This is a genomic window from Marinobacter sp. VGCF2001, from assembly GCF_049943275.1.
GTDB lineage: Bacteria > Pseudomonadota > Gammaproteobacteria > Pseudomonadales > Oleiphilaceae > Marinobacter.
On the sequence record NZ_JBNFVX010000002.1, the window covers coordinates 98,635 to 118,680 of the forward strand.

Here is a 20,046-nt window from a genome sequence, read left to right on the forward strand (position 1 = left end):
ACTTTGACCGATGGTTAGAGTCAAATCTGACTGATTTAATTCGTGATATGGAGGTCTGCCCATGAGCGTTCTGCTCCTTGTTCTCAGCGCCCTGGTGCTGATTTATTTCAGTATTGGCGGCAAAACCGCCGCCGTCGTCATGTCGGCCGCCACCCTGATTGGCGTCGCCCAGGACGACTGGCACATTCTCAGCTTTCTGATCGGTGGCATCCTGCTGGCGTTGGCATTACTGGTAACCCTGCCCGGCGACCTGCGCCTGGATAAATTCAGCCGGCCACTGCTGGGCTGGGTTCGCAGCCGCCTGCCGAAGCTGTCGGACACCGAGCGGGAAGCGTTAAGTTCCGGCTCGGTGGATTGGGATGGCGAGCTGTTCTCGGGCAAACCGGAGTGGGACAAACTGCTGGATGCGACACCGGCCCACCTGAGCAGCGAGGAGCAGGCGTTTCTGGACGGCCCGGTCGAAGAGCTCTGCGCCATGCTGGATGACTGGCAGATCACCCACGAGCACTACGATTTGCCGGACAAGGTCTGGAAATTCATTCGCAACAAGGGCTTTTTTGGCCTGGTGATCCCCAAGGAAGACGGTGGCCTGGGCTTCTCCAACACCGCCCATTCCGAAATCGTGATGAAGATTTCCACCCGCAGCGTGTCGGCGGCCGTCACCGTGATGGTGCCCAACTCGCTGGGCCCGGGTGAGCTGCTGATGCACTATGGCACCGACCAGCAGAAACAGCATTATCTGCCGCGCCTGGCGAAGGGCAAAGACATTCCCTGTTTTGCCCTGACCTCGCCAGTGGCCGGTTCCGACGCCGGCGCCATTCCCGACAAGGGCATCGTTTGCAAGGGCGAGTGGGACGGCAAGGAAGTACTGGGCCTGAAAGTCACCTGGAACAAGCGCTACATCACCCTGGCTCCCGTGGCAACGCTGATCGGGCTTGCCATCAAGGTCTACGACCCCGAACATCTGGTGGGCGAGCAAGACGAACTCGGCGTGACCTGTGTCATGGTCCCGCGGGAAACCGAGGGTGTGAACGCCGGCGCCCGCCATCTGCCCATGAATACCGTGTTCATGAACGGGCCCACCTGGGGCACCGAGGTGTTTATCCCCATGGAACAGATCATTGGCGGCCAGGATATGCTGGGCAAGGGCTGGAAAATGCTGCTTGAGTGCCTGTCGATCGGCCGCTCCATCTCCCTGCCTGCCCTGGGCACCGGCGCGGGCAAGGTCGCCAGCCTGGCGACCGGCTCCTACGCTTACACCCGCGAGCAGTTTGGTCGTTCCATCAGCCAGTTTGAGGGCGTACAGGAAGCGCTGGAACCCATCGCCGGCTACACCTACATGATGGACGCCGCACGTTTGCTGACTGCCGGTATGCTGGACCGCGGCGTACGCCCGTCGGTACCGTCGGCGGTGCTGAAATATCGAAACACCGACCTGATGCGGGAAGTGATCAACCATGCCATGGACGTGGTGGCCGGCCGGGGCGTGATTACCGGCCCCCGCAACTTCCTGGCCCGGGCCTATCAGGCCGTGCCCATCGGCATTACCGTGGAAGGTGCGAACATCCTCACCCGCAGCCTGATGGTCTTCGGCCAGGGTGCCATCCGCTGTCATCCCTTCATTGTGGAGGAAATCGAAGCGGCGGGTATGGAAGATGAAGACAAAGCAGCGAAGAAGTTCGACGGCATCTTCTACCGCCATCTGGCCCACACCACCCGCAACGCGTTGCGGGCCCTGGTGTTGGGTCTGAGCAAAGGCTGGCTGGAAAGTGCGCCACAGAAGGGCGATATCCAGCAATATTACCGCCAGCTGGGCCGGTTCTCGGCCGGGTTTGCCCTGATGACCGACGTCACCCTGCTTGCGGTGGGCGGTGGCCTGAAGGCCCGCCAGCGACTGTCCGGCCGGATGGCGGACTGTCTGGTACAGCTGTATTACGCCACCGCCGTGATCAAGCAATGGCACGAGGAAGGTTACCCGGAAGACCAGCGGGATCTGGTGGAGTGGTGCCTGCAAACCTGCCTGCACGATCTGCAGAAATCCCTGCGTGAGGCCATCATCAACTTCCCGGTCAAAGCACTGCGCTGGCCGCTACGCTTGCTGGTCTTCCCGCTGGGTGCCACCGGGCTGAACCGCCCTGATGACAGGCTCGGCGCGCGGGTAGCCGCCACCATCGTGAACGACACCCAGGTGCGCCAGCGCATCACCCGGGGTACCTATGTCAATACCGACCCGGGCGATCCCCTGGGCCGTGTGCTCAATGCCTACCAGCTGGCCCACGAAACCGCAGAAATGCGCCAGCGCCTGCACGAGGCCATTCGCAACCGCGATGAAGACGAGCTGGACGGCATCGCGTTGCTCATGGGCCATCAACGCAAGGAACTGGTGGACTGGGCCTGTGCCCAGGGCATCATCAAGGCTGACGAGTGTCCGAAGCTGGAAGAAGCCCTGACCGCGCTCTACGACGTGATCCGGGTGGATGCCTTCGATGCTGATGGCCTCAAGGCTCTGGCCAAAGCGGCAAAAGGCAAACGGACAGTGGTGGAACGGCCGGCAAAGTCCTGAGGCCTTCAACAAGGCGGCTGCGGGGCGATTATTCGCGCCTCAGCCCGCCCCGGATAGCCTCATCCACCAGCCATCGGCGCAGCGTCTGGATACCCCGCTCGCGCCGTCGGCTGGTTTTCCAGGCGAAGTAGAACTTATCGCCGGTCATCACCGAATGCGTGGGCAAGCGCACAAAGTCCTCGGAATCCTTCCGCGTACTCAGCATGTAATCGTTGGTCAGGGCGATGCCCTGGTGAAACCGGGCGGCCTCCAGCGCCAGCAACATATGGCTGAAATGCTGCACGCGGGCGCCGGTTGGCACCGGCTCATCGATTTCACGATACCAGGCCTGCCAGTCGCCTGCCGCCCGGTCGAAAATGCTGTGGGTGGACAACAACGGAAACCGGGCAATCTCTTCCGGCGACAGCGGCTTTTCATCCCGCCCTTCCGGCTCCACATCCCGCCCCAACTCCCGGCGTATCCGCTGCCAGTAGTCCTGACTGCAGACGGGAAACAACCGTTCCGTGTACAAATGCTCGTAACTGTAGGCCGCCACCCGGGTATGAATGGTGATAAAACAGTCGGCCACTCGGTCTGAAAGCAGCGGATTTTCGCTGCTCATCTCCAGCGCCAGATCAATCTGCGGGTGCAGCCGCTGCAACTCCGGCAATCTTGGTACCAGCCAGCGCACGGCAAAAGAACTGAACACCGACAACCGCAAACGCGCCTCCTCATGGCCCAGCAACTGCTCACTGGCGCGTTCGATCTGCAACAACGCAGACCCAACGGCATCCAGGTACTGCCGCCCTTCCTCGGTCAGCGTCACCGCCCGGCCAGACCGCCAGAACAGGCGCTCACCCAGATAGGTCTCTAACTGCTTGATCTGATGGCTCACGGCGCTCTGGGTAATGGCCAGCTCCTCGGCGGCAAGCGAGAAACTGTTCAGGCGCGCCACGGCTTCGAACACCGGCAGAGCTTTGAGGGGGGGAAGTTTCATTTTTGCTATCTAATTTTTTAATGGGTGGCCAATAATCATCATTTTATCGGATAGTAAAGCACAGATAGACTCCTCTTCACAGCTTATGGAGCCGTCCGCCGCTTCACCCATCACACGCGGAAAACAGAGGAGGAACTATGTCCGGCAAAACCGTCAACAGCGCCATTCTTTTGCTGGTCATTGGCAATGCCATGGCCATCCTCTCTGACATCTTTATCAAGACTCTGGAGCCCGGTGCGTCCGTTTTCCAGTTCGCTTTTTTGCGCCTCATCATCACTCTGGTGTTCTTGTTGCCGTTGCTTGGAAAGCTTAATCGTGACCACCTGTTCAGCGGTTTCCGCATTCACGCACTCCGCGCACACGTGCATCTGGCCGGCATCCTGGTGATGGTCATTGCGCTCACCAACCTGCCCCTGGCCACCGCGAACGCCCTGTTTTATGCCGCGCCCATCATGGTGATGGCGTTGTCTGCCGTATTCTTCAGTGAAAAGCTCTCGCGGTTGAGTATGGCCGCCGTGATCAGCGGCTTTGCCGGCATCATCGTTATCCTGCGGCCGGTCGAATTCAACTGGGCGGCCATCGCCGCCCTGGTGTCCGCCCTGACGCTGGCCATCAACGCCGTGCTGGTGCGCAAGCTGCCTAAAGAACAAAGCACCGTGCACAAGCTGTTCCTGAACTATCTGTTGATTGTTCCGGCGGCCGGGGCACTGGCCCTGTGGGAAGGCGCCGAATGGCACCCGGAAATGCTGATCAGCGCAGCCGGTTCCGCATTCTTTATTCTGGGCTACAACATCGCCGTATTGCTGGCTTACCACCAGGTGGATGCCAATAAGGTGACCAGTGCCGAGTACACGGGGCTGATCTGGGCGGTCGCCATTGGCTGGATATGGTTTGGCGAAGTGCCCGACCTGTGGTTCATGGTCGGCAGCCTGATGATCATCGTACCGTTGGTGCTGATTGGCCTGCGCAACCGCAAGCGGTCACCCGCCCGGGGCTTCAACCCGGCTAAACGGGAGCGGAACGACGAGCCGGCAAACGCCCAGGAGCGCTACCCGGAGACCGACGAACCGCGGATACAGGCCTCAATGGCAAAGGTATGCGGGCAATCGGCGTCTAACTGACGCAAAGAGTCCGCCAGCCGAAGCAGGTATTCGGAATTTGGGCCGCTGGGGCCCGCTGAGCCGGCAATCTGGGCGGCGATGTCGGGCTCCGGCGCGTGGCCCAGAAACGCTTCGTTGTCTTCGGTGGCTATGTACACCAGCCCTTCGGCATGGCTGCCGTCCTCAAAGGTCATCGGCGTTCGAAACCGCAGGTAACCGTTTTTCTCCCGCACATCCAGATACTCGAACACGTTCGGCGATACCCGGTAAGCCATGCCTTTGCAGGCCACACCGGGCTGCTCGACCAGTGTCACTACCCGCCCCGGAGCCTCCGGGGTGCCCCGATGGTCATGGGAGCCCTGCCAGAAGCGCCGGGCCCAGCCGTGAATCGTCGCGGGGCGCTTCTCCAGAAACGGGAAATCCACCTTATAGATCAGCGAGCCATAGCCAAACAGCCAGATGGCCTCAACGCCCTCGAAATTGAACCGACTACGGTTATGTTCAATGGTGTTAGCCGCCATGATGCATCCAGTCTGCCACTAAGTCTTTGAGTGTCTCAGGCGGCCGACGTGCTGGCAATAAACCCGGCAATACCGGTCAGCACGATTTCCGCCGCCATGGCGGATAGGATCAAGCCACTGATTTTGGACATGATGTTCAGGCCGGTTTTACCCAGGGCTTTTTCCAGATAACTGGACAACCGTAACAACCCGGCCAGAATCAGCAGGGCCGACAACAGCCCCAGCAACCCCCCGGTCACTTCCGGCATCGCCTTGAGTTCCGCCCCATACACCATGATAGCGCCAATGGTGGCCGGCCCGATCATCACAGGAATGGCCAGCGGCACCACCGCGATGTCGTCCCGGTCTTCTTCTGGCAGGCCGGTGGCGTGGTTACGGGTGCCACTGTTCACCAGGCTGATGGCGGTCAGGAACAGCAGGCTGCCGGCACCAATGCGGAATGAGTTCAGCGTGATGCCGATGGCGTTAAACAGCAGTGGCCCGGCAAAGAACAGGATCACACCCAGAATAAAGGCCGAAACACAGGCCCGGCGGATGATAGAGGCCTTTTCGGTGGCCGGCAGGCCGCGGGTCAGCGCCAGAAACATGGTGACCACAAAAAACGGTGCCAGCAGAAACAGAATGCGAATGGTGCTGCTGAGGTAAGTGGAGAAAAAGGTTTCGAACATTCGGGCAAATCCGGTACGGGGTTTAGGCAGTCAAGCATAGCGCCCACCTGGCTTTTCTGCCGTAAGGAAGAGAACCTATGGGCGCTCAGCGCTTCTTGATGGACGGCTTGCGGGGCTTGCCGGGACGGGACGGCTTCCCCTTTGGCCCGGGGCCACGACCACTGTTTTTGGGGCCCGCGCCGGGTTTACCTCCGGGCTTGTTTCCGGGCCGGCCACCGGGCCCCTTTCGCCCCTTACCTGCGGGCGACCCGGCACCCGGCTTGCCGCCAGCCCTGGCCGGCTTACCCGCAGACCCCGGTCGCGCGCCGCCGGGCCTGGCGCCGGCTGCTTTCTTTCGTGGTTTAGTGGCGGAAGGGGCGGCGGCCTCAGAGGAAGAATCCCGGATAGAATCGAACAATACCGCCAGTTCCTGTTCGCTCAAATCGCGCCAGGCACCGACCGGCAAGCCCCGCAGGCTAACGTTCATGATCCGTACCCGCTCCAGCCTGGTGACCTCGTAGCCAAAGTATTCGGCCATGCGGCGAATCTGGCGGTTCAGGCCCTGAACCAGGGTAATGCGGAACACGAAACGGGACACCTTCTCGACTTTGCAACGTTTGGTGACCGTGCCCAGAATCGGCACCCCGTTACTCATGCCCTCCACGAATTCCCGGGTAACCGGTTTGTCTACCGTCACCAGATATTCTTTCTCGTGGTTGTTGCCCGCGCGCAGAATCTTGTTCACCAGGTCGCCATTGCTGGTGAGAAAAATAAGCCCCTGGGAATCCTTGTCCAACCGGCCTATCGGAAAGATACGCTCGCTATGGCCAACAAAGCGCTGGATGTTGTCTTTCTCGGCGCTATCGGTGGTACTGACAATGCCCACCGGTTTGTTCAGGGCAATGAACACCAGATTTTCTTCATCCCTGGGTTCCACCACCTGGCCATTCACCTTCACCACATCGCCCGGCAGCACCTGGTCGCCCACCTGCGCCCGCCGGCCATTAATATGGACATTACCCTGCTCGATAAAACGATCTGCATCACGGCGCGAACACAGACCGCTCTCACTGATGTATTTGTTCAGACGGGTAGAGGTCCTGTTGGCCATGACGTCCTGCCGGATTCAAAGAGTGGATGAAGGGTCGCGCGACCCGCGCATCATCCCATTGCAGCCGCGAGACGGCAACCAGCGGGCGGCCCTAGGGCTGGCTGAACTGCAGCATCACCACGCCCAGTGCCACCAGGCAGGCCGACACGATGCGGCGGCCGCCGAAGGGTTCGTTCAGGTAACGGGCGCCAATCAACGCGGCAATAATCACGCTGGTCTCGCGCAGCGCCGACACATAGGTCATGGGCGACACAGACATCGCCCAGACCACCAAACCGTAGGCGGTCAGGTACATAACGCCGCTGGCCAGACCCTGTTGCCAGTGATCCCGGAAAAAGCCGGCTATCTGGCGACCGTGGCGGGCGCCACCCCAGACCAGCAACAGCACGCCATCGAGCACAAACATCCAGGCGATGTACGCCATGGTATTGGTGGACAGGCGGGCGCCCATACCGTCGAGGATGGAATAACAGGCAATCGAAACCCCAATGGCCAGGGCCACCAGCACCGAACGGCCGCTGCCTTTGCCGCCCGGTACCCGAAAAGCCAACAGCGCGATGGCCAGTGAAACCACCCCAATGCTGACGGCACCCAGGGTACTCAGGCGCTCATCCGCAACAAAAAACGCGCCCAGCGCCACCAGCGGCGGCGCCGACCCCCGGGCAATCGGATACACCAGCGACAGGTCCGCCAGCCGGTAGCCGTAGGCCAGCAGCAGGTAATAAGCCAGATGCACCAGCATCGACCCGAACAGATAGGGCCAGCTTTCTGAATTGGGGAAACCCAGGTAAAGCGCCGGCAGCAACATGACAATGGCCGCGAAGCCATTGGTAATCGCCAGCCGGACGAACGGTGCGCCGCCACTCTTCACCAGTGTGTTCCAGCCCGCGTGCATCACTGCCGCAGCCAGCACCAGGCCGACTACCCAAGGGTCCATTGGCACTCTCCATAAACCGAAAACCCGCGACAGGTCAGGGTCGCGGGCGTTGTTGTGACTCAGTGTTCGCTTTAGCGCGGAGTTCGCTTAGCGCTCTGTGGCCACCAGTAACCCGGTCAGCAGTGGGCGATAGTCGTCAAAGCTACGGGTCTGGGCACCGGCAAATTTGCCCTCGTCATCCCACACCCTCAGCCGCAGCGCGTCCCGGTAGTATTCGTGGGTTTCGAAATCAGCCACTTCCTCGTCAGACATGGGGCCGCCCTGGACATTCAGGGAGTTAACCGAGGCCGGCGATAAGCGGTTGAAGTACTCGGGATTGGTGGCGCACAGATAACGTTTGGCCGCCACGTGAAGTTTGATCGGCTCGTGCACCGATTTCGGGAAGAATGCCGTCAGCACATCGGCGCCTGCAGTTTCATGGTAATTGTCCTGCCCCTGCTCCAGCGATTCTTCCGGGAACTCACTGGTGTAGTGCCCGATGTCATGCAGCAGCGATGCCGCAATCAGGCTGTCCGGAGCCCCGGCCTTTTCCGCCAGTGCCGCGCTCTGGAGCATATGCTCGGACATACTCACCGGCTCGCCCATATAGGATTCCCCCCCCCGGCGGGCAAAAATGTCCGCCAGGAAATCCACCACGTTGTCACGATTCAGAGATTCAAAGGCCATTACGCCACTACCTCGTTCTGTTCTTCCTGCGTTGCCTGCTGTTCCAGAACCGCCAGGGTCGAACGCAGGCCATCCAGGTCGGCATAGGCTCCTTGCAGCCAGCGCGAACCGCTGCCCTCATAACCCACCCGGCCATGGGTCACCCGGGTGTTATCAACAATGAACAGTTCCCCCGGTTGCAGCTTGAAGGTAACCGCCAGCTCCGGCCGCTCCATGATCTCAGCCAGCTTGCGATAGCCATCGTAGAATGCTTCCATCTGATCGAAGGGGATGTCGGTCAGCGGGCCCAGGGAGCGGTTGTTGAAACGCACCGCCAACAATTCACCATCCGGCCCCAGCTCGATCATCGGCCGCTTGGACCGAAGCATCACATCGCCGGTACCGGCGTAGGTGTAGTTTGCCGGCAACGAGCTCAGTGCCTTGAACGCCTCGGGCGCCTCGCCACGTAGCAGCTCCACCGCCTTGAAACTGTCCACCACCACCGAGTCACCGCCGTCGACGGAGTTTTCCAGACAGGACAACAACTGCAACGTCGGGACCGGGTCCCGGTACGGGTTATCGGTGTGTACCTGCAAGCCCAACCCGGTGTAGGCGAGATTGACCGGATTTACTTCCGTGCGGACCTCGAAAAATCGTCCGTAATTGGTTTCCCGAAGGTAGCCGAACAACTCCACCACTTTACAGATGGCACCGCTCTCCAGCGGCATATCCGTCATCTTGGCCACACCGTAGCGGCGCACATCCGCCAGCCAGCGGCGTAATTCGTCTGCATTGCGGTTGGCTTCCCGGAAGCTCGCCACAGGCAGTTTTTCCTGCAGCTCTTCGCCCCAGCGCACAACCTCTACGCCGGTCCACCCGGGAGCGGTGTCCGCCGTTTCAGGACGGTCATACCGGTGCTCCATCAACCAGGCGGCATCGAAGGTGACCACCTTGTCTTCCGGCGAAAAAACAATTTCCAATCGAACATCATCAAAAACGGTTGCAGCCTTGACCGCAACATCTTCCGGCACATCCTGAATACGAATCAGCCGCTGGCCGTTACCCGGCGACAAAGTTTCAGGATCAGGAGAATTGTCCCGGAGCCAGACGGCATGGAATCGGGCCGTACTACCATTCGCCCATTCCACTTCTACCCCCTTGCCCCCGGCAAGCGTTTTGACGTTGCTCAAACCCAGCATGTCTCTCTCTCTTCAGTATTCTGTTTTCTAGCGCGGGATGAATCCTACTGAGCATCTCGCTATTATAAAAACAATCATTTATGGCACTAAGGGCACAATTTTCTAATGGATAGTCTGTCGATTAACCAATCACTGCCGCCGTTGAGCTGGCTGCAGGCATTCGAAGCCGCCGCGCGCCTCGAGAGCTTTACCCTTGCGGGGCAAGAGCTCGGGCGCTCCCAGGCAACCATAAGTCAGCAAATCCGCTATCTGGAAAACCGGCTCGACTCCGAACTGTTCCATCGTCTGCCCCGCGGCGTGGAGCTCACCCTGGACGGAGCGGCTTATATGCCCCATGTGCGTTCCGCGTTCGAGACCATTGCTGCCTCCACCCGCGACCTGTTCGCCACCAACCGGCACGCCACCGTTACCATCGCCACCCCGGTATCGCTGATTGCCGGCTGGCTGGCGCCGAGGCTGCCCGAGCTGGATGTGCGCTCGCACCGGATCAACCTGTCTATTGCCACAATTAACCGGCCGGTGGATTACGAAATGGAGAATGCGGATCTGGAGATCCACTATGGAGACGGCGCCTGGCCCGGCGTTGAGCGCAAGCTGATTCTGGAAGAGCGGCTCTCGCCGGTGTGCGCTCCGGCGCTGCTGGATACGGTGTCGCATTGGCGGCAACTGCCGGTGATCGGGCTGGCCGGTGCCCGGGCGGGTTGGTCGGAATGGTGTGCAGCGGCCGGTGTAGCGCCACTGGCCACGCCGGTGTTCCGCTTCGACAGCTTTGTGCTGGCCCTGGAAGCGGCCCAGGCGGGGGCGGGTATTCTGCTGGCATCGCTGCCGCTGGTAGAGAGTCAGCTGAGGGCAGGCACGCTGGTGAGGCTGTCAGACGTTGAGTTACGCCCCAAGACCGGGCATTGGCTGACTCGCGATCATCGCAAGCCAGTCAAGCCCGAGACCCAGGTCGTCTGGCACTGGATTATCGGCCTTGCAAGTTAGGCTCTGCCAACACCTTGTCCAGCCAGCCGGGATCCATTTCCGGCACCGAATCCAGCAACAGCCGGGTGTAATCCTTGTAAGGCGGCGCAAAAACATCGTGTTTGGCGCCCTGCTCTACCACCCGGCCCTTCTGCATCACCACCACGTGGTCGGCAATGGCATCCACCGTGCCCAGATCGTGGGTAATGAACAGGTAAGACATCCCCAGCTCCCGCTGCAGGGATAACAGCAGGTTGAGGATCTGTTCGCCCACCAGTTGGTCCAGAGCCGAGGTGACCTCATCGCAGATGATCAGGTCCGGCTCTGCGGCCAGCGCCCGGGCAATGCCCACCCGCTGCTTCTGACCACCGGACAATTGCGCCGGCCAGCGGTCGAGAAATCCTGCACTTAACTCGGTCATGTCCATCAGTTGCCGCAGGCGTTTTTCCAGAGCCTGACCCTGCATACCGTGGTAGAACTGCAAAGGGCGACCAATAATGTCACGAATCCTCTGGCGCGGATTCAGTGCGGTATCCGGCAACTGGTAAATCATTTGCAATCGCTGCAAGGTTTTCCGATCGCGGTCCTGGAGCCTGGCCGGCAGCGTCTCGCCATGCAGGCTGATGGCGCCGTCAGTCGGTGGCAGCAGGCCAGTGACTACCCTCGCCAGGGTGCTCTTGCCAGAGCCCGACTCCCCCACCACCGCCACGGTGCGGCCTTTTTCAACGTCCACTGAAACCTCGTTCAGAACCGGAGTGCCGCGACGGTACTCGGCACATACGCCCTGAATGGACAGCACGGTGGCATTGGCCGGGGTCTCTTCCTTGTGCAGGTTGCGGACACTGAGCAGATCCCGGGTATAGGCCTGCGCCGACGACTCCAGCAGCTGCCCGGTCTCGCCCTCTTCCACCATCTTGCCCCGGCGCAGCACCATAATCCGGTCTGCAATCTGGGCCACCACGGCCAGATCGTGGGTAATGTAAAGTGCTGCGGTGTGATGATCGCGAATGGTTTTCCGGATCGCCGCCAGCACTTCGATCTGAGTGGTCACATCCAGCGCGGTGGTCGGCTCATCGAACACCAGTACATCCGGGCGACAGGCCATGGCAGTGGCCACCATGGCCCGCTGCAACTGCCCGCCGGAGACCTGGTGAGGGTAGCGCTCGCCGAAGGTCTCCGGGCTTGGCAACCCCAGCTCTTCATACAGGGCAACCGCTTCCCGGCGCGCCTGTGCTTCCGACAGCACGCCGTGCAGCACAGCACCCTCCACATACTGATCGATCAGTTTATGGGCCGGATTGAAGGCCGCTGCCGCACTCTGGGCGACATAGGCAATACGGGCCCCCCGGTATGGGCGCCGCTTGCGATCCGGCAGGGCCAGCAAATCCTCGCCATCAAACAGCACCTGGCCGTTGGTAATGGTCATGCCGTCACGGGCATAGCCCATGGCCGCCAACCCGATGGTGGATTTACCGGCACCGGATTCGCCAATCAGGCCCATCACTTCACCCGGCTTCAGGCTCAGGCTGATGTTGTCCACCAGCTTCTGGGGATTGGACCGGCTGCGGCTTTCAATCACCAGGTCTCGAATTTCGAGGATGGGCTGCGCGTGTTCCTTATTGGTGCTCTGCGTCATTTGGACACCCCGCTTGTCTTGTTCAGGAACCAGTCCACGATCAGGTTCACCGCAATGGTGAGAATGGCAATGGCGGCAGCCGGCAGCAGCGGCGTAATGCTGCCAAAGGTAATCAACATGACGTTTTCACGCACCATGCCGCCCCAGGAAGCAGTTGGGGGTTGCAACCCCAGGCCCAGGAAACTCAGCGAACTGACCAGCAGGAAGATAAAACAGAAGCGGAGGCCAAACTCCGCGGTCAGCGGCGCCAGAATGTTCGGCAGAATTTCCCGCCGAACCACCCAAAGCATACTTTCGCCCCGCAACCGGGCTGCTTCCACGTACTCCATCACCGCCACATCCATAGCCACCGCCCGGGTCAGACGGAACACCCGGGTGGACTCCAGGCAGGCGATGATCAACACCAGCGAGATTACCGAACCGCCAAAAATCATCAGCAGCAGCAGCGCAAAGATCAGCAACGGAATGGCCATCAGGATATCCACCAGGCGGGACAGGGTCTGGTCCACCCAGCCACCGGTGACCGCCGCCACCATGCCAAGCGCGCCGCCAATGAAGAAGGCGAGCACGGTGGCAATAAAGGTGATGCCCACGGTATTGCGGGCGGCGTAGATCATCCGGCTGAGAATATCCCGCCCCAGGCTGTCGGTACCCAGCCAGAACTCACCGCCCCAGGGGGCATAGGCGTCGCCGACCACCGCCGCTTCACCAAAAGGCGCCAGCCAGGGGGCAAACACGATCACAAACAGATAGGCCGCCACCACCAGCAGCGCCAGCTGCGCCGACACCGGGGCCTGAATAACCGCGCCGGCAAACCGGCGCCAAAGAGCCGGCCGTTTGCCAGCGTTGGCCGAGTGGCCGTCCATCGTTATTGAAGCTTTGTTGGAACTCATCATTTCGGATGCAACAGTTTGGGATTGCTGACAATCGACACCACGTCAGCAATCAGATTGAACAGGATATAGGTAGCCGCAAAAATCAGGCTGGCCGCCTGAACCACCGGAAGGTCGCGCTTGGCCACGGAATCCACCATCAACTGGCCCAGCCCGGGATAGACAAACACCACCTCGACCACCACCACACCGGTGATCAGATAGGCGATATTCATCACCACCACATTCACGATCGGTGCCCAGGCATTGGGTAGCGTATGCCGGACAATGATGCGCCAGGGCCCCAACCCTTTCAGGCGCGCCATCTCGATGTACGGGCTGGACAGCAAGTTGATGAGGGTGGCCCGGGTCATGCGCATCATATGCGCACAGGTGACGAAGGTCAGCGTAATCGCCGGCAGGATCATCAGTTGCAGGCGTTCCAGCCAGGACTGGTCCACGTCCACCTTGGACAGGCTTGGCACCCAGCCAAGCTGTACCGAGATAAACAGAATCAGCACATAGGCGATGAAAAACTCCGGCATGGAGATCGCCGCCAGGCTGGACACAGACACCACCCGGTCTACCAACGTATTGCGGTAGAGCGCGGCCAGCACGCCCAGCCCCAGTGCCAGAGGCACCGAGATCAGGGCCGCCAGCCCGGCCAGGTAGAGCGTGTTCATCAGGCGGTCGTCAATCAGCGATGCTACCGGCCGATCAGTGGCCAGCGATTGCCCCAGGTCGCCCTGCATCAGGCCGCCAAGCCAGTCCAGGTAACGTTCGTAAATGGGTAGATTGAGGCCGAGTTCCTCCCGGATGGCCGCCACCGCTTCGGGGGTCGCCATCTGGCCGAGGATCTCGGTCGCGATATCGCCCGGCAGCATATCCACCGCCAGAAAGATGATCAGGGAAATCACCAGAAGCGTGAACAGGCCAAGCCCCAAACGCTTGGCCACAGTCAGTAACAGCTTGTCCATGAATCAGCCCTTGAACCACCAGCGTTCAGCAATCCGGTTGCCGTCCATGTCGCGATTCACGGCGATCTTGCCATGGCCCACGTTATTCCGGGCCGCGCTCACATACGCCGAAAACGCCGGTGCCACGGCACCGCCCTGATCATGAATCAGGCGCTGCATTTCCGCGTACATCTGCGCCCGCTTGTCTGAATCCAGTTCGGCCCGGGCCTGAACCAGCAGCGTGTTGAAACGTTCGTTCTGCCAATTCGTGTCGTTCCAGGCGGCGTCGGCCGAATAGTACTGGGAGAAGAACCAGTCTTCGGTCACCCGCGGGCTAGAGTAAGACATGGACCAGGGGCGCTTCATCCACACGTTGTCCCAGTAGCCATCCGCCGGCTCACGGCGGACATTGATGTTGATCCCGGCCTTGGCGGCGTGTTCCTTGAACAGCACCGCCGCATCCACCGCGCCGGTAAACACCGCACTGGAGGTGCTCAGATCCACCGACAGCGAATCGTGACCGGCTTTTTTCAGGTAATGGCGCGCCTTGTCCGGGTCGTAATGACGCTGTGGCAAATCGGCGAAGTAGCGGTAAGAGCCGCCAATCGGATGGTCGTTACCAACCCGGCCATAGCCCTTCAGCACCCGCGTAACCAGGTCCTCACGGTCAATGGCGTGCTTCAGGGCCAGGCGCACATTGTTGTCATTGAACGGCGCCGCCTGAGTATTCATCGGGAAGTAGTAAATCTGGTCGCTGTCGACCGAATTCACCGTCAGGTTCGGGTCCATCTTCAGCAGATTGACAGTTTTCAGGTCGACCCGGTCCATGGCATCAATCTGGCCGGTGCGCAAGGCGTTGGTGCGGGCGGCGGCATCGGTGATGGCCAGGAAGGTGACCTTGTCGAACCAGGCCCTGTCGGTTTTCCAATACGACGGATTGCGGGTGACCACGGCCTCAACACCCGGCTCCAGGCGTTCAAGAACATAACCGCCACAGCCGTTGCCGGACTCGTAATCCACGCCGCCGTCTTTGGCCGGCAGAATCGCCATGTGGTAATCGGAGGTGACCGCAGGGAAATCGGCATTCGGGGCGGTCAGATTGAAAATCACCGTGTGGGAACCATCGGTCTCGATGCTTTCAATCGGATCGACAATGCCTTTGGCCGCCGATTGCGACTGCTCGCCCCGGTGATGATTGAACGAGGCCACCACATCGGCAGCAGTCAGCGGCTTGCCATCGTGGAAGGTGACGCCCTTGCGAATCCGGAAGACCCAGCGTGACGCATCCGGCGCAGGCTCCCAGCTCTCGGCCAGCTCGCCCACCAGTTCGCCGTCTTCAGTCAGCTCGGTGAGATAATTGTGAATCGCAAAGCCCACCGACTGCATGAACACATCGGCATACTTGGCCGGGTCCAAACCGTCCGTGGTAGAGCCTCGCGAAAGACCCAGACGGAAATGGCCGCCACGTTTAGGGGTGGACGTGCTGTCGGCTCCGAACGCGGGCATGGCAAATGCGCCCGCACCGGCAGTCACAATGCCGGCCGCTGCTGCTGTTTTCAGAAAACCACGACGGGACATCAAGCCTGATCGGGCCTGACGATCCAGATGCTTACTGCTTGTCATGCAATGACTCCTTGCCTCTGAGTTATTAGAATCAGAGAGAGCAAGGCTGGGAATTTCGACGCGCTAGAGTCGATTATCTCCTGACTGGTTAACGGACAGCCGGAAACAACGAGCGCCTATACTAACGCCAGCTTGACCAAAGTCAACAAAAGCCAAGATCGAACCCAAAATCCTTATTTCCCGTCATTGACACCCACGACCATAAGTTTTAAAGCCGCAGAACCTGCGGCATTGCAGACACAAAAAAGCCGCGGGCCCCAAAGGGCGCGCGGCGAGCAGGATCGAAGGGGTAGATCCGATCAGTAAAGTTTAGCCAGGGATTTTTTGGCGAACGCCTCAACCTCGTTCAACCGGCCTTCTTTTACCTTCACCAGCCATTCCGGGTCTTGCAGCAGAGCGCGGCCAACCGCGATCAGGTCAAACTCACCGTTGTTCATGCGCTCGACCAGCTCATCAATGCCTGACTGCTCCACCGCCTCTTTCTTGCTGGCGAAGGTGCCACTGATAAAGTCTTCGGTCAGGCCGACGCTGCCAACCGACATGGTCGGCTTACCGGAGAGCTGCTGGGTCCAGCCCGCCAGGTTCAGGTTGGAGCCTTCGAATTCCGGCTCCCAGAAGCGGCGGGTGGAGGCGTGGAAGATGTCGACGCCGGCCTCTACCAGAGGCTTCAGGAAACGCTCCAGTTCTTCCGGGCTGTTAACCAGTTTCGCTTCGTAGTCCTGCTGCTTCCACTGGGAAAAACGCAGCATGATCGGGTAATCCGGGCCCACCCGGTGGCGCACTTCCTCAACGATTTCCACCACAAAGCGCAGGCGGTTTTCCAGGCTGCCGCCGTATTCATCTTCACGCTGGTTGGTGCCTTCCCACAGGAACTGATCCAGCAGGTAGCCGTGGGCGCCGTGAATTTCCACGCCGTCGAAGCCCAGGGCTTTGGCATCCTGTGCGGCATCGCCGAAGGCCTGAACCACATCCCGGATGTCGTCTTTGGTCATGGCTTTGCCATTGGGCTTGCCCGGCGCAAACAGACCAGACGGGCTGTAACCCGGCACGGATGGGTCCGGCTCGGTACCCTCTTTGCGCACGGCACCCACGTGCCAGAGCTGCGGGAAAATGGCACCACCGGCTTCGTGCACGGCATCCACCACCTGCTTCCATCCGGCCAGGGCTTCATCACCATGGAACGCGGGCACGTTCGGGTAACCGTTGGCGGCATCGTGATTGACCGTTGTACCTTCGGTGATGACCAGGCCAACACCGGCCTCGGCACGGCGACGGTAGTAATCCACCACGTTCTGCCCCGGCACGCCCTTGGGCGAGAAATTACGGGTCATCGGAGCCATCGCCACGCGGTTGCGCAGCTTGAGGTTGTGAAGTTCAAACGGCTCAAACAAAGGACCAAGATTCATGCTCATGTAATATGCAACCTCACTAATTTGGTTTCGTAAAGCAACCCTATTAAATCCGGTTTCAAAATGCAACCCTATTCGGTACACTCCCTGACATGGCCAGAAAACGTTTTGATGACTCCAACTGCTCCGTCGCCCGCGCCCTCAATGAAGTGGGTGACTGGTGGTCCCTGCTGATTGTGCTGCACGCCATGTATGGCACCCGCCGGTTCGTGGATTTTCAGCAACAACTGGGCATTGCCAAAAATATCCTGTGCGACCGCCTGGCCAAGCTGGTGGATAATGAAGTACTGAGCAAAGTGGATGTGGGTGAACACGGTTCACGCTTTGAATACCGCCTCACCGAAAAAGGCCGGGATCTGTTCCCGGTGGTGGTAGCCCTGCGCCAGTGGGGCGACAAATGGAACCCCGCGCCCGACGGCCAGCCACTGGATCTTCGCGACCGCGACAGCGGCCAGCCCATTCAGCCGGTGACCGTGCAAAATGACCAGGGGCAAGCGCTGACCATCCGCGATGTGTTTGTGCCAGACGACGAAGACACCCCCCTGCACAAAGCCCGCGCCTGACCATCCGCAATACCCGTATATCTACACTTTCTTGAGTTGTATCAAGAGTTTTCAGCCAGTGGGGCTGCCTTCTGCCATTTCTTGCGCTAAATCAAGATTCTCGGCGCCGATGTCGTTAAATTGGCACCATCGATCTTTCATGGACAAGGAGATGGCTATGTCTCGTGGTTTTAAACTCAGTGTATTGGCTGCGGCCGTAATGGCAGTGACTCCGGCGGCTCAGGCTTTTGAAGCGGGCGATTTTGTAGTGCGTGCGGGTGCGGTGCACGTAGCGCCGGATGATTCCAGTGACTCGATCACCGTTGGTGGTGCGCCGCTGCTGGCCGGGGTTAATTCCAAGGTCAGTGTCGACAGCAACACTCAGCTGGGTCTGCGTGCCACTTATATGATGACCAATAATTTGGGTATCGGACTGCTGGGCGCAACGCCGTTCAAGCACAACATCAACGGTGGCGGCGATCTGTCAGGCGATATAAAACTTGGCGAAACGAAGCATTTGCCACCGACGCTGACGTTGCAGTACTTCCCGATGCACAGCACGTCCGCATTTCAGCCATTTGTGGGCGTGGGTGTGAATTACACCACCTTCTTCGAGGAAAAGACCACGAGCACCCTGGATTCGGTCGTTGCCGGCGAATACGGAATTGCTGGCGCAAGTACCGAGCTTGAACTCGACGACAGTGTTGGCGTGGCCGTTGAAATTGGCATGGATTATATGCTGAGCGAGAACTTCGGTCTGAACGCCGCCATCTGGTGGGCCGACATCAATACCGATGCGCAAGTAAAGGTTTTCGATGCCGCCGGTGATTTCGCTGCAGAAACTGAAGAATTCGAAGTCGAAATCGACCCCATGGTCTACATGGTCGGTTTCACCTACAAGTTCTGATCCGTACCACCGATAGCTCCCAAGGTCTGTCGGCTATCGGTTGGTACAATCTCCTGTGCGGGGCTTCGGCCCCGCCTTTTTGTTTCAGGAGAAACGGTTTATCAGGCGCTCTGGCGCTGAGCCGGGCGACCACTTCTACCCTGCCCCTGGCCACGGCCTTGTCCTTCGCCCTGACCACCGCGACCGCGGCCACCATTGCGACCGGCCGGTTTCGGGCCAAAGCTCTTGCCATTGCCACCCTGGGGGCGACGATTGCGGGCCTTGCTCGGGTCTGCTTTAGCCTTGGGCTTGAGCGGCAGATTGTTTTTCGGCTCAAAACCTTCCACTTCCTTGCGCGGCAGCTGCTTCTTGATCAGCTTTTCAATGCCTGCCAACTGTTTGCCTTCGTCGGCACTCACCAGTGACAGCGCATGGCCACTTTCGCCGGCACGGCCGGTACGGCCAATCCGGTGCACGTAGTCTTCCGGCACGTTGGGCAATTCAAAGTTTACTACCTGCGGCAGCTGTTTGATGTCCAGACCACGGGCAGCGATGTCGGTGGCCACCAGCACACGTACTTCACCGGCTTTGAAATCCGCCAGTGCCCGGGTACGGGCGCCCTGAGACTTGTTGCCGTGAATGGCCGCCGCGGTAATGCCGTCTTTTTCCAGCTTCTGGGTCAGGCGGTTGGCACCATGCTTGGTACGGGTAAACACCAGCACCTGCTCCCAGCTGTTGTCCCGCACCAGCTTGCTCAGCAAAGCGGTTTTCTGGCTCTGATCCACCGTATACACCGACTGCTTCACTTTTTCAGCGGTGGTGTTGCGGGCCGCCACTTCCACCTGCACCGGGTTGTCCAGCAGACCCTGGGCCAGGGCACGGATTTCACCGGAAAAAGTGGCGGAGAACAGCAGGTTCTGACGCTTGGCCGGCAGCAACGCCAGGATCTTGCGAATGTCGCGGATAAAGCCCATGTCCAGCATCCGGTCGGCTTCGTCCAGCACCAGGATTTCTACTTCATCAAAACGCACCGCGTTCTGCTGGTACAGGTCCATCAAACGGCCCGGTGTCGCCACCAGCACGTCCAGGCCCTTGCGCAGTTTCATCATCTGCGGGTTGATCTTTACCCCGCCGAAAACCACGGCGGCTTTGGTGGGTACGTATTTGCTGTAGAGGTTCACACTGTCGTGTACCTGGGCCGCCAGCTCCCGGGTGGGCGCCAGAATCAGGGCGCGGGGGCCTTTACCCGTACGCGGCTTTTCGGCGAGGCGCTGCAACAACGGCAGGGTAAAACCGGCGGTTTTACCGGTGCCGGTCTGGGCCGCGGCCATCACGTCTTTGCCAGACAACACCGCCGGAATGGCTTGTTGCTGAATCGGAGACGGGGTTTCATAACCCTGATCGGAGGTAGCACGGACCAGCTGCTCGGACAAACCGAGGGAAGAAAAACTCATATAAGA

The 20,046-nt window shown here is 59.9% G+C and carries 18 protein-coding genes; 5 read left to right on the forward strand and 13 right to left on the reverse strand.

The genetic code is table 11. The features are described from left to right. The first annotated feature begins 61 nt into the window (after nt 1-61). Nucleotides 62-2,563, forward strand: coding sequence for an acyl-CoA dehydrogenase (locus ACP2AU_RS03650; RefSeq protein WP_426374561.1), 2,502 nt, complete (start codon nt 62-64; stop codon nt 2,561-2,563). A gap of 28 nt (nt 2,564-2,591) precedes the next feature. Here ACP2AU_RS03650 and ACP2AU_RS03655 read toward each other — a convergent pair whose 3' ends face one another. Next, on the reverse strand, nt 2,592-3,539 hold the full coding sequence (locus ACP2AU_RS03655) for a LysR family transcriptional regulator (RefSeq protein WP_426374563.1): 948 nt from the start codon (nt 3,537-3,539) through the stop codon (nt 2,592-2,594). Nucleotides 3,540-3,676: 137 nt separating this feature from the next. Between ACP2AU_RS03655 and ACP2AU_RS03660 the strand changes: the two genes are divergently transcribed. Then, the gene (locus tag ACP2AU_RS03660) at nt 3,677-4,660 is read left to right on the forward strand and encodes a DMT family transporter (protein WP_426374565.1); all 984 of its coding nucleotides are present in this window, start codon (nt 3,677-3,679) and stop codon (nt 4,658-4,660) included. Here ACP2AU_RS03660 and ACP2AU_RS03665 read toward each other — a convergent pair. From ACP2AU_RS03665 to tmpA, 6 genes are all read right to left on the reverse strand, one after another. Then, entirely contained in the window at nt 4,588-5,160 is a 573-nt protein-coding gene (locus ACP2AU_RS03665) for a gamma-glutamylcyclotransferase (RefSeq protein ID WP_426374567.1), read from the reverse strand. The two genes, ACP2AU_RS03660 and ACP2AU_RS03665, sit on opposite strands and share 73 nt — an antisense overlap. A gap of 35 nt (nt 5,161-5,195) precedes the next feature. Continuing rightward, a complete protein-coding gene (locus ACP2AU_RS03670) occupies nt 5,196-5,828 on the reverse strand; it encodes a MarC family protein (protein ID WP_426374569.1) in 633 nt (210 codons plus the stop codon). Nucleotides 5,829-5,913: 85 nt separating this feature from the next. Continuing rightward, nucleotides 5,914-6,918, reverse strand: coding sequence for a 23S rRNA pseudouridine(2604) synthase RluF (rluF, locus tag ACP2AU_RS03675; protein ID WP_426374571.1), 1,005 nt, complete (start codon nt 6,916-6,918; stop codon nt 5,914-5,916). Between the two features lie 91 nt (nt 6,919-7,009). Next, complete coding sequence (locus ACP2AU_RS03680) at nt 7,010-7,855, reverse strand: EamA family transporter (RefSeq protein WP_426374573.1); 846 nt, start codon at nt 7,853-7,855, stop codon at nt 7,010-7,012. An 87-nt stretch (nt 7,856-7,942) separates the two neighbouring features. After that, the gene (locus ACP2AU_RS03685) at nt 7,943-8,521 is read right to left on the reverse strand and encodes an HD domain-containing protein (protein ID WP_426374575.1); all 579 of its coding nucleotides are present in this window, start codon (nt 8,519-8,521) and stop codon (nt 7,943-7,945) included. Next, nucleotides 8,521-9,699 (reverse strand): 2-trimethylaminoethylphosphonate dioxygenase, encoded by a 1,179-nt coding sequence (gene tmpA, locus ACP2AU_RS03690; protein ID WP_426374577.1) that lies wholly within the window; start codon nt 9,697-9,699, stop codon nt 8,521-8,523. The genes ACP2AU_RS03685 and tmpA overlap by 1 nt, the downstream gene beginning before the upstream one ends. 105 nt (nt 9,700-9,804) lie before the next feature. Here tmpA and ACP2AU_RS03695 point away from each other — a divergent pair, with 105 nt between their 5' ends. Beyond that, a complete protein-coding gene (locus tag ACP2AU_RS03695) occupies nt 9,805-10,683 on the forward strand; it encodes a LysR substrate-binding domain-containing protein (RefSeq protein ID WP_426374579.1) in 879 nt (292 codons plus the stop codon). Here ACP2AU_RS03695 and ACP2AU_RS03700 read toward each other — a convergent pair. From ACP2AU_RS03700 to ACP2AU_RS03720, 5 genes are all read right to left on the reverse strand, one after another. Continuing rightward, complete coding sequence (locus ACP2AU_RS03700) at nt 10,664-12,298, reverse strand: ABC transporter ATP-binding protein (RefSeq protein ID WP_426374581.1); 1,635 nt, start codon at nt 12,296-12,298, stop codon at nt 10,664-10,666. The two genes, ACP2AU_RS03695 and ACP2AU_RS03700, sit on opposite strands and share 20 nt — an antisense overlap. Further along, nucleotides 12,295-13,194, reverse strand: coding sequence for an ABC transporter permease (locus tag ACP2AU_RS03705; RefSeq protein WP_426374583.1), 900 nt, complete (start codon nt 13,192-13,194; stop codon nt 12,295-12,297). Before ACP2AU_RS03705 ends, ACP2AU_RS03700 begins: the two co-directional genes overlap by 4 nt. Beyond that, on the reverse strand, nt 13,191-14,147 hold the full coding sequence (locus tag ACP2AU_RS03710) for an ABC transporter permease (protein WP_426374585.1): 957 nt from the start codon (nt 14,145-14,147) through the stop codon (nt 13,191-13,193). The genes ACP2AU_RS03705 and ACP2AU_RS03710 overlap by 4 nt, the downstream gene beginning before the upstream one ends. Nucleotides 14,148-14,150: 3 nt before the next feature. Next, nucleotides 14,151-15,749, reverse strand: a complete 1,599-nt coding sequence (locus ACP2AU_RS03715) for an ABC transporter substrate-binding protein (RefSeq protein WP_426374587.1) — start codon at nt 15,747-15,749, stop codon at nt 14,151-14,153. A gap of 299 nt (nt 15,750-16,048) precedes the next feature. Continuing rightward, on the reverse strand, nt 16,049-17,161 hold the full coding sequence (locus ACP2AU_RS03720; protein WP_426374589.1) for an NADH:flavin oxidoreductase: 1,113 nt from the start codon (nt 17,159-17,161) through the stop codon (nt 16,049-16,051). Between the two features lie 89 nt (nt 17,162-17,250). Between ACP2AU_RS03720 and ACP2AU_RS03725 the strand changes: the two genes are divergently transcribed. Together ACP2AU_RS03725 and ACP2AU_RS03730 are read left to right on the forward strand one after the other, a co-directional pair. After that, a complete protein-coding gene (locus ACP2AU_RS03725; protein ID WP_426374590.1) occupies nt 17,251-17,721 on the forward strand; it encodes a winged helix-turn-helix transcriptional regulator in 471 nt (156 codons plus the stop codon). Nucleotides 17,722-17,878: 157 nt separating this feature from the next. Then, on the forward strand, nt 17,879-18,607 hold the full coding sequence (locus ACP2AU_RS03730) for an OmpW/AlkL family protein (RefSeq protein WP_426375072.1): 729 nt from the start codon (nt 17,879-17,881) through the stop codon (nt 18,605-18,607). Nucleotides 18,608-18,708: 101 nt separating this feature from the next. On the opposite strand, the gene ACP2AU_RS03735 is transcribed toward ACP2AU_RS03730, so the two are convergent. Continuing rightward, nucleotides 18,709-20,040 carry a DEAD/DEAH box helicase gene (locus ACP2AU_RS03735; protein WP_426374592.1) on the reverse strand — a complete coding sequence of 444 codons (1,332 nt, stop codon included), beginning with the start codon at nt 20,038-20,040 and terminating at the stop codon, nt 18,709-18,711. Nucleotides 20,041-20,046: the final 6 nt, after the last annotated feature.

What these genes read in the sequence shown, in the direction of transcription:
- ACP2AU_RS03670 (WP_426374569.1), bottom strand. Translation starts at nt 5,828, where the DNA reads ATGTTCGAAACCTTTTTCTCCACTTACCTCAGCAGCACCATTCGCATT.
- ACP2AU_RS03700 (WP_426374581.1), bottom strand. Translation starts at nt 12,298, where the DNA reads ATGACGCAGAGCACCAATAAGGAACACGCGCAGCCCATCCTCGAAATT.
- ACP2AU_RS03655 (WP_426374563.1), bottom strand. Translation starts at nt 3,539, where the DNA reads ATGAAACTTCCCCCCCTCAAAGCTCTGCCGGTGTTCGAAGCCGTGGCG.
- ACP2AU_RS03715 (WP_426374587.1), bottom strand. Translation starts at nt 15,749, where the DNA reads ATGACAAGCAGTAAGCATCTGGATCGTCAGGCCCGATCAGGCTTGATG.
- ACP2AU_RS03735 (WP_426374592.1), bottom strand. Translation starts at nt 20,040, where the DNA reads ATGAGTTTTTCTTCCCTCGGTTTGTCCGAGCAGCTGGTCCGTGCTACC.
- ACP2AU_RS03730 (WP_426375072.1), top strand. Translation starts at nt 17,879, where the DNA reads ATGTCTCGTGGTTTTAAACTCAGTGTATTGGCTGCGGCCGTAATGGCA.
- tmpA (WP_426374577.1), bottom strand. Translation starts at nt 9,699, where the DNA reads ATGCTGGGTTTGAGCAACGTCAAAACGCTTGCCGGGGGCAAGGGGGTA.
- ACP2AU_RS03660 (WP_426374565.1), top strand. Translation starts at nt 3,677, where the DNA reads ATGTCCGGCAAAACCGTCAACAGCGCCATTCTTTTGCTGGTCATTGGC.
- ACP2AU_RS03650 (WP_426374561.1), top strand. Translation starts at nt 62, where the DNA reads ATGAGCGTTCTGCTCCTTGTTCTCAGCGCCCTGGTGCTGATTTATTTC.
- ACP2AU_RS03695 (WP_426374579.1), top strand. Translation starts at nt 9,805, where the DNA reads ATGGATAGTCTGTCGATTAACCAATCACTGCCGCCGTTGAGCTGGCTG.
- ACP2AU_RS03685 (WP_426374575.1), bottom strand. Translation starts at nt 8,521, where the DNA reads ATGGCCTTTGAATCTCTGAATCGTGACAACGTGGTGGATTTCCTGGCG.
- ACP2AU_RS03665 (WP_426374567.1), bottom strand. Translation starts at nt 5,160, where the DNA reads ATGGCGGCTAACACCATTGAACATAACCGTAGTCGGTTCAATTTCGAG.
- ACP2AU_RS03725 (WP_426374590.1), top strand. Translation starts at nt 17,251, where the DNA reads ATGGCCAGAAAACGTTTTGATGACTCCAACTGCTCCGTCGCCCGCGCC.
- rluF (WP_426374571.1), bottom strand. Translation starts at nt 6,918, where the DNA reads ATGGCCAACAGGACCTCTACCCGTCTGAACAAATACATCAGTGAGAGC.
- ACP2AU_RS03705 (WP_426374583.1), bottom strand. Translation starts at nt 13,194, where the DNA reads ATGATGAGTTCCAACAAAGCTTCAATAACGATGGACGGCCACTCGGCC.
- ACP2AU_RS03710 (WP_426374585.1), bottom strand. Translation starts at nt 14,147, where the DNA reads ATGGACAAGCTGTTACTGACTGTGGCCAAGCGTTTGGGGCTTGGCCTG.
- ACP2AU_RS03720 (WP_426374589.1), bottom strand. Translation starts at nt 17,161, where the DNA reads ATGAGCATGAATCTTGGTCCTTTGTTTGAGCCGTTTGAACTTCACAAC.
- ACP2AU_RS03680 (WP_426374573.1), bottom strand. Translation starts at nt 7,855, where the DNA reads ATGGACCCTTGGGTAGTCGGCCTGGTGCTGGCTGCGGCAGTGATGCAC.